The 14,322-nt window shown below is 56.4% G+C and carries 10 protein-coding genes and 1 pseudogene; 4 read left to right on the top strand and 7 right to left on the bottom strand.

Annotated elements, in window-relative coordinates:
* From ATY80_RS17540 to ATY80_RS17515, 6 genes and pseudogenes are all read right to left on the bottom strand, one after another.
* Positions 1-190, bottom strand: a pseudogene (locus ATY80_RS17540) (nucleoside kinase); the annotation flags it as partial.
* Between the two features lie 211 nt (positions 191-401).
* Positions 402-905 carry an SRPBCC family protein gene (locus ATY80_RS17535; protein ID WP_088693639.1) on the bottom strand — a complete coding sequence of 168 codons (504 nt, stop codon included), beginning with the start codon at positions 903-905 and terminating at the stop codon, positions 402-404.
* Positions 898-1,245 carry a metalloregulator ArsR/SmtB family transcription factor gene (locus tag ATY80_RS17530; protein ID WP_088693638.1) on the bottom strand — a complete coding sequence of 116 codons (348 nt, stop codon included), beginning with the start codon at positions 1,243-1,245 and terminating at the stop codon, positions 898-900. The genes ATY80_RS17535 and ATY80_RS17530 overlap by 8 nt, the downstream gene beginning before the upstream one ends.
* Before the next feature lie 627 nt (positions 1,246-1,872).
* Positions 1,873-2,574, bottom strand: a complete 702-nt coding sequence (locus tag ATY80_RS17525; protein WP_088693637.1) for a response regulator transcription factor — start codon at positions 2,572-2,574, stop codon at positions 1,873-1,875.
* Between the two features lie 136 nt (positions 2,575-2,710).
* A complete protein-coding gene (locus ATY80_RS17520) occupies positions 2,711-3,313 on the bottom strand; it encodes a DNA starvation/stationary phase protection protein (RefSeq protein ID WP_245306857.1) in 603 nt (200 codons plus the stop codon).
* Positions 3,314-3,355: 42 nt separating this feature from the next.
* Positions 3,356-6,235 carry a winged helix-turn-helix domain-containing protein gene (locus ATY80_RS17515; protein ID WP_088693636.1) on the bottom strand — a complete coding sequence of 960 codons (2,880 nt, stop codon included), beginning with the start codon at positions 6,233-6,235 and terminating at the stop codon, positions 3,356-3,358.
* Positions 6,236-6,453: 218 nt separating this feature from the next.
* Here ATY80_RS17515 and ATY80_RS17510 point away from each other — a divergent pair, with 218 nt between their 5' ends.
* The gene (locus ATY80_RS17510) at positions 6,454-7,419 is read left to right on the top strand and encodes an N-acyl homoserine lactonase family protein (RefSeq protein WP_210190815.1); all 966 of its coding nucleotides are present in this window, start codon (positions 6,454-6,456) and stop codon (positions 7,417-7,419) included.
* Positions 7,420-7,450: 31 nt separating this feature from the next.
* Here the strand turns inward: ATY80_RS17510 and ATY80_RS17505 are convergent, their stop codons facing one another.
* Positions 7,451-9,745 carry a PAS domain-containing sensor histidine kinase gene (locus ATY80_RS17505; RefSeq protein ID WP_088693646.1) on the bottom strand — a complete coding sequence of 765 codons (2,295 nt, stop codon included), beginning with the start codon at positions 9,743-9,745 and terminating at the stop codon, positions 7,451-7,453.
* Between the two features lie 387 nt (positions 9,746-10,132).
* Between ATY80_RS17505 and ATY80_RS29025 the strand changes: the two genes are divergently transcribed.
* The 3 genes from ATY80_RS29025 to ATY80_RS17495 all read left to right on the top strand — a co-directional run bounded on the left by ATY80_RS29025 (position 10,133) and on the right by ATY80_RS17495 (position 14,298).
* Entirely contained in the window at positions 10,133-10,294 is a 162-nt protein-coding gene (locus ATY80_RS29025; RefSeq protein ID WP_189637191.1) for a hypothetical protein, read from the top strand.
* Between the two features lie 267 nt (positions 10,295-10,561).
* Positions 10,562-11,887 (top strand): MFS transporter, encoded by a 1,326-nt coding sequence (locus tag ATY80_RS17500; protein ID WP_088693634.1) that lies wholly within the window; start codon positions 10,562-10,564, stop codon positions 11,885-11,887.
* Positions 11,887-14,298, top strand: coding sequence for an ATP-binding protein (locus ATY80_RS17495; RefSeq protein WP_088693633.1), 2,412 nt, complete (start codon positions 11,887-11,889; stop codon positions 14,296-14,298). Before ATY80_RS17500 ends, ATY80_RS17495 begins: the two co-directional genes overlap by 1 nt.
* The last annotated feature ends 24 nt before the right edge of the window (positions 14,299-14,322 follow it).

The raw sequence follows: 14,322 nt of genomic DNA, 5'->3' as shown, positions 1-14,322 counted from the left end.
TGTATCCCCAAGCGATGCGGTCTGCCCCTTCGGGTGGTCCTGCGAGCGCCTGGCCTGTCTCGGGGTCGCCGACATAGGCCAAAACGCGGTCACCATGGACGACATGGTAGCCCCGCCGCTCCAGTTCCGTAGCGACTGACGTCTTTCCAGTACCCGAGCCGCCTTCGATTAGATAGTTCTTGATGCCCATGGGCCCTTTTTATCACGGCCTTCAATCTGGTGAGAAGACACTCTGCCTGGGTGTGCTCCGTCAACGAGCTCACCTGATCAAGGTTAGCATTCGGTACATTCGGATTAAGGGTGAATGTCTGGCGGGAACGCGCGCCCGCTCCGGCCGGAAAGGCCGATGGAGTCACTTCCCAAGAGCGGATGTTCCCTCGAGGCGACTTCCCCGACCCGCGCTACTCGTCCATGCTGGAAAGCAATTCGTCGAGCTGCTCCAACTGCTCCGGCAATGCGGCAGCCGAACCCTGTAGTGCTTCCTCAAGCGCCTCCTTGGACGGATAGACTTCGTGGAAATTCAGTAGTGTCCTCCCGCCTTGGTCCTCGAAGGTCACGGTCGTGATCGCGCCCTCGTCGCCCTCGTCGTTGGTCCAGACGATGCGCTCGTTCGGCACCACCTCGAGATACTTGCCATAAAAGACCATGGTGTCCGAACCGCCGGCGCCGAATTCCAGCCGATATTTGCCGCCGGTACGGACGTCCATATCGCACGACACGAGCGAAACGCCGGATACCGATTTTGGCACCCACCAACGCTGGAACAGCTCGGGCTGGCTCCAGGCCCTGTAAACCGTGCTCGGCGGCGCATTGAATGTTCGCGTTACGACGAGTTCGCGATCCCCTCTGCGCTCGACTGACGTGCGGTTCTGCGCACCACCTGCACTGTTAGCCTGCTCAGTCATCGCTTCCCTCCGGTTTCATTTCGCCGATGATTTCGTCCAATGCTTCGAAGCGGGCCTCGAACAGCTTGCAACGCGCCTCGATCCACTCGGCCTCCGCCTTGAGGCCGCGCTTCCCAAGCGTGCACGTTCTCACCCGTCCGACCTTCTGCGTGACGACGAGCCCCGCCCGCTCGAGAACCTGGACGTGCTTCTTCATGCCGGTCAGCGTCATCTGGAACTTATCCGCGAGACTGGTGATCGACGCCTCCCCTCGCCCAAGCTGATCTATGATCCCGCGGCGGGTCGCATCGGACAGCGCTGCAAACGAGAGATCGAGGGGAGGACTTAGATACTGAACCATCTAGTTCATTGTATAACTTGCTCGCGCAGAAAGCGCAAGCGTCGCGAACTTTCCATGCCGTAGACAGATCATCCGAGGTCATTGCACCGGGCGGCGGCAACAAAAAAACGTCTGCCGCGTGTCAGGTGCGGGCCTTGGCCGGTAACGCGAACTGAGCCGGCCGGAAGCCGATAACCTGCCGCCCCGTCCCTCATGTCTTCTATGCTCGCCTTGAACCAACCCGAACCGCCGACACGCGACCCTTTTTGGAAGAGTAGCTGGAGTTATTCGCGATTTGCAGAATATGCGCGTGAAATCGATTAATCTGGCCACCTGAGGTGATTGAGACAAGTCTTCGCTGCTACATCTCTCGCGAAGGCAGCTTAATGAAGCCAGCTGCAATACGAGGCACGAGAGTCAACAGGGCACTGCTATATCGCCGGCTCCGCTAGTACACTATGCTGGACGCACGGTACGGCTAGCATATAGGTCCTGGAGTTGTTGTTGCTTCAAAGCATCTTGCTTAGGCGCGATACCAAAGGTTCGGGAATATTCTCGACTGAAACCCCGGAAAATTCCAGTTCCCGCTGGCCCAAATTCGGGGAGCACTTCACATAAGTGGAAAACTCCAGGTCTGAATGGCCTAATTTAACGGGGGCACGTCAGGTGACCGAGCCTGGAATTTTTCCCATCGGCATCAAGCTTGGCCGCCATGTTGACTAGCTCGGGAAGTGAGCGGGCGTTCATTTTCCTCATCACTTGCCCTCGATGTGCCTTTACAGTGATCTCGCTGATACCGAGTTCATAGGCGACTTGCTTGTTAAGCAGCCCGGAGATCACGAAACTCATTACCTCTGTCTCACGGCGGCTGAGAGATGCGAAACTTTCGCGCAGTATGTCTAGCTCTGCCTCCAGTTCTTCATATCTGGTGCTTGCTTCCAAGGCGCGTTCGATCGCGTCGATCAATGCCTCATTCTTGAAAGGCTTCGTTAGGAAGTCGACAGCCCCAGCTTTCATTGCTCGGACCGTCATCGGAACGTCGCCACAGCCGGTCACGAAGATAATCGGCAATCCACTTCGGCTTTCCGAGAGCAATTCCTGCAACTTCAGTCCGTTGAGATCGGGAAGATTGACATCGAGGATAAGGCAATGCGGAGCAAGCGGCTTCGGTTGCGAAAGGAAGGCACCGGCCGAACCGAAAAGCTCGGGTTGCCACCCGGCGCTAAGGATCAGCATCTCCAGAGACTCCAGGATAGAGATATCGTCATCGACTACAAATACTACCGGACGCGTAATTGTCGATGGAGCCGCATGCGCATAGAAGGCTGCATTCGTTGAGAGATTGTACATTGCGATACCTCCTTGTTTATGCCCTTGAGGGGAAACAATTGGTGGAACCCGAACAAGCGTCGTGCGCAGACAGATCCGTGCCTACCAACATCACCAGTTCAGAAAACTAGACGATCATCCGCGGGGGCAACCTTTCTTATTCGCCATTTTCATCCTGCATGATCGAAAGCAGAACCCAGGCGCGACCTTCAGCGTCATCGGTACAGTCGGAGATCAGATTCAGACTGACAAAGTCCCCATTGTCGTTGCAGAGTTCATATGCCTCCCGAAGCAGATCGACAATTTGACGATTATCGTCGAGGAGTTCTGTTATCATTTGCCGCGGCTCCAGATAGTGTTGGTCGTTGTCCAACAAGCGTTGGAGGCGGGCGACGTGACCGACAGACCGGAGTGTCGTCGCTCCCAATTTGCGTACTCGCGCTGCCATAGGCTCCACCGCGGCTAGAATTTCGGCGGATTGTTCGTCCAGCAGCAGATGGTAGTCGCGAAAGTGCGATCCTGAGACATGCCACCGGAAATTCTTGGTCTTCAGATAAAGTGCAAAGAAGTCTGCGATGAGCGCTGTGAGCGCGGCGGCAATATCCCTTGTCTCAACGGCCTTCAGCCTGCTGCTTTTTTTCCCCGAGGCAACAATCCGCTTCGGTTCTGACCATACCTCCTCCACAGCCGTTCCTCCAACTATACGCGGATCCAATGGAGTCAGTTGTAGCGCATCATTGCAGGACTTTCCTTGAAGCAAACCTGAAGAATCCTGAAGGAGAATTTTCGCTACGGACTGCGATCAACCGTCGCCGCCTCGTCCATCAATCTCCGGCGATGACAGAGATCCGAGCAAGAGGCGAGCCGCTAATAGATCCGCTGTATCAAACCCTTCGGTGAAACGATCATAAACCGGCGCGAGGACTCGGCGCGCCAAATCACGCCGGTTCTGTCCAATATGCAATCGTGCCAGACTCATTGAGGCTCTGAGTTCCCAAGTCAGAGCGCCTTGCACTCGCGAGAGACTTATCGCCTTGTTGAAGCACTCCTCTGCCACCCAATGTGGTTGGGGAAGGGATTGAAGGGCGAGTTGACCTTTGATGCGCAGCAGTTCGCCCACATAGTAAGTCTCTCCGCCCCGTTCCGACCATGCAAGTGCACGGTCGATCGTCGCTGACGCTTCGTCCGTTCGATTGAGTCCAGCCAATCCAGTTGCCAGTGCACCCAGGAACTCCGGATACCACACCGTCCATCCTGTGCTGTCGCAATGATTGAGTGCTGTCGTCAGCAGCGAGACGCCTTTGTCCAGGTCGCCACGCTGGATATGCAGCTTCGCATTCAGGCAATGTGCGGCATTGACCCAGAACGCCGCGCTTCCAGCGGACGCCAAACCCAGTAACCTCTGTACCGCGTGTTCGGCGGCATCGAGATCGCCAGCCATAAGTGCAACCGGGACCGCCGCCAGGCGAAGTACCTCATAGATCAAGGGGCGGCGGTTCGCCGCAGATTCAATACTCTCTCGTGCAGTGACTAGTGCCTGATCAAAAAGCCCTTGCAATGCTAGCACGCGCGCCTGCATCGCCTGCGCGACTGCGTGCTGATCTAGCTGGAGCCAGATCGTGTACCGTTGATCTTTCAGAATCACGTAGTTCCCAAGAACACGCTCCAAATGGCGCCGCGCCTGGCTCTGATCGTCTCCAAAGTGAAGTGCGCTTCCAAGTAGCCGATCAGTAATAAGCGTGATGGCAGGATCGCCGGTCCGTTCGGCAGCGCGCCCGAATTGCAATGCGACCAACCCCGCCATTCGCGATTGCCCGGTATTCAAATGCAGGATCCACAAGGCCCACAAAGCCAACACTTGAACCTTCACATCATCGATCTCTCTGGCACCCTCGAGTGCATTGGATAAAGCCGCCCCACAGCGCTCGGCAGATCTCATCGTAAACATCAACGTGAGCCCGAGAGCGAGATGAAGATGAATTCTGACCGATAAATCGATATTCAGTTCCGGCTCGAGACGGTCAAGCGCGAGCTCCGCGCGGTCGCAACATTCGACCATCAGTCCGAGATACGTCCACACCGGCACATAGGCGACGGTCAGCGCGATTCCGATCGCCACGTCCCCGCCTGAGCCGAAAGACCAACTAAGCGCCGCTCGGACGTTGCTAATCTCCCTCTCGTTCCGGGCCATGTCCTCCTTGGCTGGATCCAACGTCAAGCCAATAGTGGTCGGCGTTATCAGATCACGAAAATACTCGGCATGCCGCCGCGATGCTTGATCAGCTTCATCTTGTTCAACAAGCTTCTCGATCGCGTAGACCCGGATCGTCTCGAGAAGGCGCCATCGGCCACTAGAAATAGATGATTCCAGGGTCACCAGCGATTTCGATACGAGATTTGCGATGCTGTCGGTGATCTCCGAGAGATTCGCCGCGGTCCCATTAAGAACGGTCGCTGCCGCATCGAGCGTAAACCCGCCTGCAAAAACCGCCAGGTGGCGTAGCAGCCGCCTTTCGTTCTCCGGGAGCAGCTCATAGCTCCAATCGAGCGTTGCGCGAAGGGTTTGGTGCCTCGGGAGCGCTGTTCGTCGCCCCCCAAACAATAGGCCAAACCGATCATCAAGATGTTTGGCAACTTGTATGGTTCCAAGAACGGCGGCCCGTGCAGCCGCGAACTCGATAGCCAGAGGAATTCCGTCAAGATGTCGACAAATAAGAGCGACGACAGCAAGGTTGTCGGCCGCCTCCGTGAAGTCCACATCCAAAGCCTTAATCCGCTTTACGAATAGCTCGACCGAGCTGCATTGGAGGACATCGTCTGGGCCAGCCTGATTGTCCTGTGGCACGTCTAGCGGCGGCACGCGGTACACTTGCTCACCCGCAATCCGTAGTACTTCGCGGCTTGTCGCTAAAACAGTGACGTGCGGGCACATTCGTACGACTGTTTCCGCAAACTCGGCGGCTGCGTCCACTACGTGCTCGCAATTATCTAAAACAAGGAGAAATTTTCTTCCACCGATTCCGCGTGCCACAGCGGTAGCAGAAGTCTCGCCGCCTAGTCTTACTCCGATAACACCAGCGACAACGGAGGGAACCAACGAAGCGTCTGAGAGCGAGCCTAGCTCCACGAGCCAGCCTTCACCTTGAATGGTAGGAATTAGGGTCCGCGCCGCTTCCAGTGCAAGCGCGGTTTTTCCGATTCCGCCGGGTCCAGTCAACGTCACCATTCGGTAGGCTGACAAGAGATCTTGCAAGTATCGCATTGCAGCAGACCGCCCCACCACGTCTGACATGGCGGCCGGAAAATTGGAAACGAACGGCTGAGTTGGTACTTCATTATCCAGCGCCGATACATATTCCTGCCGTCTTAGCCACGTTCCCAGCAACTGGTAGCCCCGACCCTTGGACGTCTTCAACATTCCGCGATCTTGGCCAAGCGCTTTTCGGACTGCCGAGACATGAACTTGAAGAGTATTTTCCTCGATAATCATACCCGGCCAGACGGCTGCCATCAGTTCATCTTTACTGACGACCCTCCCCGCCGAGTGAACCAAGACCTCGAGGAGATCAAACGCGCGGCCGCCAAGTGCAATAACAATCCCGCTTTCACGCATCTCGCGCCGTCCGAGATCGATCTCCAGCCCTTCACATTCAAAAATCAATGTTGCCTTTTGAGCTGCCATGCGGTTCCCCAAAATTATTTATTTTCACGAAGAAGAAGCGACGATGTTGATTCCTTGAGAGTTCTTATGCTGACAAGTTTTTCGGATAGTCCGGCACCTCATCCTCGGAAGAAAGTTCAATAAGCAAACGTTCGGCCTTCCATACCTAAGTGCAATTACGCGTCACCGAGGGCTTGGCTAACATTCGTCCATCACTTCGCATGTGGCGAGCCATTTAGATGTACATCACGAATGTTCCGACTACCGCGGTTCCACAGTGGAACCACAACCTCTTTTTGCTGCTAGATCGGAGACAGATAATGAAACTTCGTTTTGCAATCACTCAAGTTATTTTCCTCGCGCTCTTCGCAACAGCAGACGTCCCGCAATTGTCAGCGACGGAAGCAGAAAATCATGCTGCGACGATCGATCGGCTCTACCGGGTCGACTGCGGCCATTCCCTTGCGAATGACGAGTCTGTCTGGACGCCCGGCGAGAACAAGGGCAAGTCAATTGAATTCTCCTCGACATGTTATCTAATCCAGCGGGGGACCGAATACCTCATGTGGGACACTGGGGTCCCCGAAGCGACGATCGGCGACCCCAAGGGGTGGTCCACACTTCCCAGCCTTATTGTATATCACCTCGACAAGACGATTTCCTCGCAGCTTGCTCAAGTTGGACTGAAGCCAGCCGACATCGACTACGTCCTCGTGTCTCATACGCACGGTGATCATATCGGAAACGTTGGTCTGTTTCCGGACGCCACGGTTGTGATGCAGAAGGCGGAATACGAATGGATCAATTCGCCTCCACCTTCGGACCCGAACCTCAACACGCTTGTGCAGCTAGCTCGGAAGCTCCTCGGACACCCTCTCCGTCTTGAACTCGTGACTGGAGACGTCGACCTGTTCCGCGATGGCAGCGTCAAATTGCTGTCGACGCCGGGCCACACCCCAGGAAGCCAGTCGCTGATGGTCCATTTGGCCAAGACTGGTTACGTCATTCTGTCGGGGGACGTGGCACACCTAGAGGATAATTTCGAGCGGGACATCGTCCCCGCGCTGAATGTCGATAAGCCCGAATCCATCTCGTCCATGGACCGGATCAAGCAAATCATGAACGAATACGATGCGCAGCTCTTTATCAACCACGACAAGCATCAGGCCGACGGGCTCAAGCTTTTGCCTGATTTCTATGACTGACACTGGATTGACCTGTCGGCGCCGAAACGCTTCACTTCGAGGCGTTCGGTTCCATCCGAGGGTCTCCACCCTCTCGTACAGGAATCGAAAAGGCGAAAGTTGCGCCATGTGGGTCGTTCGCTTCGGCCCAAAGATGACCGTCATGGCTCTCAACGATCGCGCGGCTGACGGAGAGTCCTACTCCCATGCCATTCGATTTTGTCGTGAAGAACGGGCTGAACAATTTCTCGGACATGGCAGAATCGAAGACAGGCCCTGCATCCTTCACCGATAAGCGGACGCGATCTGCGTCTTCTCGGACCGTGGCAATCTCCATGTCCTTTGAGCGACCAACTGTGCCGTTCATCGCCTCGACGCCATTCTTGATGAAGTTAAAGATAACCTGTTGCAATTGCACGCGATCGCCTCTCACCAGCGGCAGATCTGCGGCGAACCGTGTCCTCAATCTTACGCCATTTTTCCGTAGGTCGCCGTGAGCAAACCCAATCACCTCCTGAGCAATCGCGTTCAGATCCACTGTTTCCACGACCGGATCGCTCTTGCTATAGAGAGCGCGAATTCGTTCGGTGACTTCCGAAGCACGGTTTGCATCTCGAATTGTCCGCCTGACAGTTTCCCGCGCGCTTTCAAGCTGGGGAGGTTCGCTGCTCAGCATGTGAAGCCCGGCGCTAGCGTTGACCAGAATGCCAGAAAGTGGCTGGCTGAGTTCGTGTGCAATGGCAGCCGTAAGCTGCGCCATGCCCATGACTCGAGTCATATGAGCCAATTTCACCTGGGCCTCGCGCAGATCATCCTGGGCAATCTTCCAGTCATGGATATCGACATTGATGCCGAACCACTCAACGCCGCCAGAAGCATCCACGAGCGGATTCCCGCGGCAGATGAACCACCGGTATTCTCCGTCGAAACGACGAAGTCTCGCCTCGCACTCCCCGGGCTCCTTGGTCTCCGCCATTTCCTGCCAGGTTGCCGTCAACTCCGGCAGATCCTCCGGGTGTACCGCCGAAGCCCATCCCCACTCCCGTGCTTCATCCATTGAAAGTCCGAGATAGGTCCGGAAATTGCGGTTGGCAAAGTTACCGCCTCCGTCGGGCCGCGCAGACCAAACCATCCCAGGGATTGTGTCAATGATCAGTTGTAGCCTTCTCTCACTGGAAGCCATCTCTTCCTGAGCGACCTTCCGATCATGGATGTCGATGAGGCTGCCATACCACATGAGGATGTTGCCATCATCATCGAACATAGGAAGCGCCCTGACATCAACCCAGCGGTAATCCTCGTCCACGCGGCGGCGGTACAAGACCTCGACATTGTAGGGTTCACCGGTGGCCACGGAGTGCTGCCACGTACGGATGATCCCGGCAACCTGGTCTGGATGGAGCCCTTCGGCCCACCAAAAGCCGTCCGTAAGATCGGACGCTTCTACGCCCATGAAGTCCAGGCCCTTCTTGTTGAGATATCTGATGGCTCCGTCAGGTGTAGCACTCCAGAGCGCCTGAGGAATGGTTTCGGTAAGCTGGCGCAGGTGGATCTCGCTCGATTGCAAAGCTACGGCCGCACGCTTCCTCTCCTCGATATCTATGTTCAGACCATACCAGCGAACGACGGCACCGCTACTATCCACAAGTGGATTGGTCCGAAAGAGAAACCAGCGATACTCGCCGTCGAACCGACGAAGTCTTGCTTCGGCCTCGCCTCCCTGTCCGGAGGAAAGCATTTCTATCCAGGCGGCTACAAGTCCATCAAGGTCGTCGGGGTGGACGGTGACTGTCCATCCCGTACCTTGAAGGCTCGCCGCATGGTGACCAACGTACCTCAGATAGTGGTCATTGAAGTACTGCGCGGATCCGTCCGGCCCCGCCGACCATGCCAATCCTGGGATCGAAGCTATTACCTCTGTGAGGATCACCTCTCTCGCGGCAGTTGGCCGACTGTCCCCTAGCAGGGTCACAGGCCTTTTCTTAAATCCGGCGCTTGCCTGAAGAACAGCATGGGAAATGATCCGGCGCTCAATCTCAGTCGGAAAACCATTTCGGCAGACGCCAATGACCAGCTCGCCGATAACCCCATCGTGGTCTAGCGGCGTGACAAAGAGGGGCAGCCTTAAATCACCGATGTCCAATTTTTCAGCGTATCGGGAGTTCCCGAGAGCCGCTTGCTTCAATCCCGCTTCGATTTCACTCGCGTTGAGATCTGGCGAACATTGCAGAAGCTCGATAGAGCCATCCTGGGCGTGGCTTCGGAGAGCCACTGCGACGAAATCGACACCCAATCCGCGGAGCGAGGAATCAAGAAGCGCCTCGGCAACGAGGATCTCATACTCCATCTGCGATGAAATCCCCGACATAGGTTGTTGCCCTGCGCACGTTGGATTGCCGAAACGTACAATATCCTATGGCTCGGGCGCCAGCAATTTCACAGCATGCTATCTCGCCTGTCGGCGGGCCATTTTTGGGTCGCACACGAAGACATGTTCTGTCGGAGCCAGATCGTTTGGCCCGATACCATTGGATGACTTGTCGCACGCTTGATCCACTTTTAACTCGCAACATTAGCTTCATTGCGAGAGGGTCCGATGGAAGGCTCCGAACCTCATGCCATGCCGACCAGCGTGTCGTCGAGTACACAGCTGATATGTTCGCGACTGCTTTGCGCGGCCAATTCCAATATTCCCTGTGACTCTAAGGAAGGATTCGGCAAAGGAGGCGGTGGTATGGCGCCCGGCGCGCAGGCCAACTCGGCGATTGCGTCGCTAATACTTTTCGGATCAAGTGCTACCCTCTCGCTTGGTGCTCTGGCCAACATGTTCGACAATATGTGGGCAAAGATCATACGAGAGCTCGTGACGCGACTGCAGACAGGTCTGGGGCTGTAGCCTCGAGAGATACGATCAGTTCACACCCGATGGAAGTGCACATCTGTGTTCGTGTCACGTGTCCTGTGTCAGGACGCGCACAGGCCGCTGGAGGATATATGCCAGGTTAAGCGGCGGTGGCCTTGTCGCTCGCCCTCGACGCCGTCCATTGCACCATGGTGTAGCTCGGCCGAAGTTCTGCCATCAGAGATCAGAGGCAATACCATAGTATAGTGTGCTTGGTGCAAGATTGCGGTAAATTCAACCTCCTGATGGTGAGTACCACCCATGCTTCCAGTCACCGGACGCGAGGCGCTTCCCATCACGTGTGCTGCAAATACTCGGGAAGGTTTATCTGCGGACGATACGGCGAGAATTGACGGAAAAATGAACTGGGGCGGTCTACAAAGTCATCAGACTATCCGCTGGGCGGTCGCCTACGGCTTGTTCGGCGCACCTCGCTCAGGAGCGTCGATAGCCTTCGCATTGGCAGCACTCTCGATCACAGGGAACCCCGCTACTGGGGCAACGGCGCTCGCGGCCATGACAACCGCGCAACTTGTCGGAGCCTTGCCAATTGCCCGGTTGGGGCGGGGTGCGAACTCAATCGCATTCTTCAAGGCTCTCATCTTTATTCGGACGGCAGCACTGTTCGCTTGCGCTATTGCGTGTGGAGTGGGCGCGCCGTTCGCAGTTTTCATCGCTGCGGCAGTGGCCGCCGGCGTCGTCCAAGGTGCGGCCTTCGGCTATCTGCGTGACAGCGCAAACTATCTTGTGGTGCAATCACAGATGACAAGAGCCCTTGCCTTGGCAGCTCTGGCGTCGGACCTCACCTTCCTCGTCACCCCGATTTTGGCAGCCAGTCTTGGATCGGTATCCGCATCATTCTCAATAGCTGCAATCGCAATACTCGGTGGCGTGCCCGCAATGATCTTGCCGTCCACGCGAAGCAACGTAGAGCGGCAAGCGGCGGAAACCCGAACCAAATCGCTGACGCCTGAAGTCCTTCTCTGGCTTGGATGCGCCAGTGCCAGTTCCGCCGCGATCAGCGGCATCGAAGTTGGCGCGGTGTCGCTTGCGATGGGGTTCGACCTGCAAGCGGAGTACGGCGCGATATTCACCGGAACCCTGTGTGGGGCGTCGCTTGTCGGGTCCATGGGAAATGGTCTGCTCAACAAAGCCTATTCGAAGCAGCAGGTCGCCGCGATGTTCCTCTCGATCATTATCGGCATGGCGCTGATACTTCAGAATTCCTTCGGTCTATCGATACTCGGCTGCGCGCTTGTCGGGATATGCGCCCCATCGCTCGGCATCCACTACTCATTGCAGCTCAACAGACTGGTCACGCCAGAAATGAGGGCTGAGGTTTTCTCCGTGCTGAAAATTTCGACTTCATTGGGAACTATCCTAGCCTCGGCCACGCTCGGCTGGACTTCTATCACGCTTACCCTGACCGCTTCGATATGGATGCTCGCTTGCGCGCTGGCGGCAATTCTCTCGAAGGACTTCATCATTGGGCGACGGCTGACCGAGACTCACCTCAGCGGCGGCGCCGGACTAGCGACGGCTCCTGCCATGACAGCGGGGCGACGAAGTGAACGGAACGACCGTTGATGTCAATTTCACTCGACGAGGAGGCAATCGCGTTTGGGTCCAACGACGGCCTACGACTCTTAAACAGCCTGCCCGGCCTGGTGTGGACAACGGACGAAACAGGCGCCCTGTGCTATGCGAACTCGCGCTTCACAGACTTCACTGGCTTGGTGATCGATCAGGGTGGCTCGCGGCAGTGGGCAAGCTTTCTGCATCCGGACGATCATCTCCTCATCGTTCCGGCGCAGAAGGGTGGCGTTCAACTCTTCGCCGCCCGTTTGCGGCGACGGGACGGACAATTCGAATGGTTCAATCTTTCTGCTTCGGCAATGAAAGGGCTCGGAGGGGAGGTCTGTTGGCTTGCGACGGAACGTCTTGAGAGGATCGACAACCAGATTGACAACGCCGATCGTGACTTTCGGAGTTTCCTAGATTCCCTGTCACTCCAGGCGCTTCTACTGACGCCTTCTCTGGAGCTTGAGTTTGCAAATCAGGCAGCGTGGCGGTGGTACGGCTTATCATCAGGCGCTCAGGTGCAAGACAGATCAGCCCACTTCAATCTTAGCAAGCTGAAAGAAATCGCCTTTCATTTGCAGGCGGGGCAGAACGGTAACGAACCAGCTGTCGTGTCATATCAAGCGCTCTCTGCGGACGGAACGCTGCGCTGGCTTGAGGCACAGGTCGTACAAATTCGGACGCAAAACGGAGAGTTGGCGGGCTATTGCGTACTTCAGACCGACGTCCAGGACAGTCGGGAATCCTCCCACCTCCTCGCGCAGGAAATGGAGATACTCGAAATGATCGCGCGAGGCGCACCGTCGGCAAGTGTTCTTCAACGGCTTTGCGATGTCGTCGCGGATCTGGTTCCGGACCTCGTTTGTGGCTTCCTCGAGCTTTCGCTTGACCGCAAACTCTTCCGAATGGGGGCGGTTACTAGGCTGCCAGGCGAGTTCAGGGAGATCTTCGACGGCAAGAGCGTGGTTTCGGACAACAACCCCTGCTCCACGGCCGCTCTGACAAAAAGGACTGTCGAGATCGCAAATCTGGCCGAAAGCGACCAGCGTGAGACTTCGATGGGCGAGATCATGTTGGCCAACGGTCTGAATTACTGCCAGGCCATCCCCATTCTGTCCCCGTATGGGAACACCGCCGGGATATTTGCAATCCTACGTCATCAGCAAAGAAACCTCGAACCTCGCGAGCAGCGAATAATCGATCGAGCGAAGTATATCGCAGCTATCTCCATAGACCGGACGCGTCACGAGGAAGCTCTTGTCAGGCGAGAGACGCAGGTCGAGCGGAGCCAGGCGCAGCTCGTCGCCGCTCAGCGGATTAGTTCAACAGGCAGCTTTACATCTGATATCCAGCGGGATGAGAACATCTGGTCTGAGGAGTTCTACAGAATATTCGACCTCGACCCTGAGCTCGAGCCAAGCATCGATGCGGTCAGGGAGCGGGTCCATCCAGAAGACCTGGAACTCTTCGACTTCGAGATGAAGAGAGGGTTTGCTGGCGAGGATGCCGATTTGGTCTTTCGGATCATCAGGACAGACGCGTCCGTCAGATACATTCGAGGACTTGCCAGGGCAACACACTACATCGGCGATCATCCGGTGTTCATGGGAACGGTACAGGACATCACCGAGACAAGACGAGCTGAAGATGCTCTCCGACGCGGTGAGGAAGCACTGTTAAAGGCGCGAGAAGAACTCGCATATGTCTCCCGCGTGATGACAATTAGTGCTCTGACGACCTCCATAGCACACGAGGTGAGCCAACCACTTTCGGGCATTCTCGCGAACGCCAATGCATGTGTCCGTCTATTGGCGCTCGATCCGCCGAACATCGCCTCTGCAACAGACACTGCCCGGCGGACGATCCGAGACACCATGCGTGCGACCGAAGTTATCAAGCGACTTCGGGCCATGTTCAATCGGCAGTCTCCAGCAATGGAGGAAATCGACCTCAATGAGATAGCTCGCGAGGTGATTGCGTTATCGACGCGAGACATGCGTGAGAAATTTATCGTCCTGGAGGCCAAGCTGACGCCAGAGCTGCCGTCAGTCATCGGCGATCGCATTCAGCTTCAGCAGGTCATTCTGAATATGGTCCTGAACGGGATCGAGGCCATTGCAGAGATCGAGGGGCGACCTCGCCGTCTGCTCGTGCGAACCGTGCTGGCGGGCGAGGGCATGCTCACCTTGTCGATCTTGGATGCGGGCGTCGGCATCGCCGCTGACGCTGCGGACAAGATGTTCGAACCCTTTTTCACGACGAAGCGGAACGGGATGGGTATAGGCCTCTCCATCAGCCGCTCGATCATCGAAAATCATGGCGGCCGGATGTGGGCGATGCCGAACGACGGGCCAGGCGCGACGGTTGCCTTCTCTCTTCCGAGCCTTGGCAAGCCGATTGACCGATCGGCGACGTGAAGCGAGCGCGCCAGGCAGCCGATA

It is taken from the genome of Rhizobium sp. R711 (assembly GCF_002211365.1).
Classification (GTDB): Bacteria; Pseudomonadota; Alphaproteobacteria; order Rhizobiales; family Rhizobiaceae; genus Rhizobium.
The sequence above is the reverse complement of the archived record's forward strand: the minus strand, read 5'-3'. Positions and strand labels throughout refer to the sequence as shown.

Coding starts and splice junctions, on each gene's coding strand:
- ATY80_RS17495 (WP_088693633.1), top strand. CDS start 11,887: ATGTCAATTTCACTCGACGAGGAGGCAATCGCGTTTGGGTCCAACGAC.
- ATY80_RS17515 (WP_088693636.1), bottom strand. CDS start 6,235: ATGGCAGCTCAAAAGGCAACATTGATTTTTGAATGTGAAGGGCTGGAG.
- ATY80_RS17510 (WP_210190815.1), top strand. CDS start 6,454: ATGTACATCACGAATGTTCCGACTACCGCGGTTCCACAGTGGAACCAC.
- ATY80_RS17530 (WP_088693638.1), bottom strand. CDS start 1,245: ATGGTTCAGTATCTAAGTCCTCCCCTCGATCTCTCGTTTGCAGCGCTG.
- ATY80_RS17505 (WP_088693646.1), bottom strand. CDS start 9,745: ATGGAGTATGAGATCCTCGTTGCCGAGGCGCTTCTTGATTCCTCGCTC.
- ATY80_RS17500 (WP_088693634.1), top strand. CDS start 10,562: ATGCTTCCAGTCACCGGACGCGAGGCGCTTCCCATCACGTGTGCTGCA.
- ATY80_RS17535 (WP_088693639.1), bottom strand. CDS start 905: ATGACTGAGCAGGCTAACAGTGCAGGTGGTGCGCAGAACCGCACGTCA.
- ATY80_RS29025 (WP_189637191.1), top strand. CDS start 10,133: ATGGCGCCCGGCGCGCAGGCCAACTCGGCGATTGCGTCGCTAATACTT.
- ATY80_RS17525 (WP_088693637.1), bottom strand. CDS start 2,574: ATGTACAATCTCTCAACGAATGCAGCCTTCTATGCGCATGCGGCTCCA.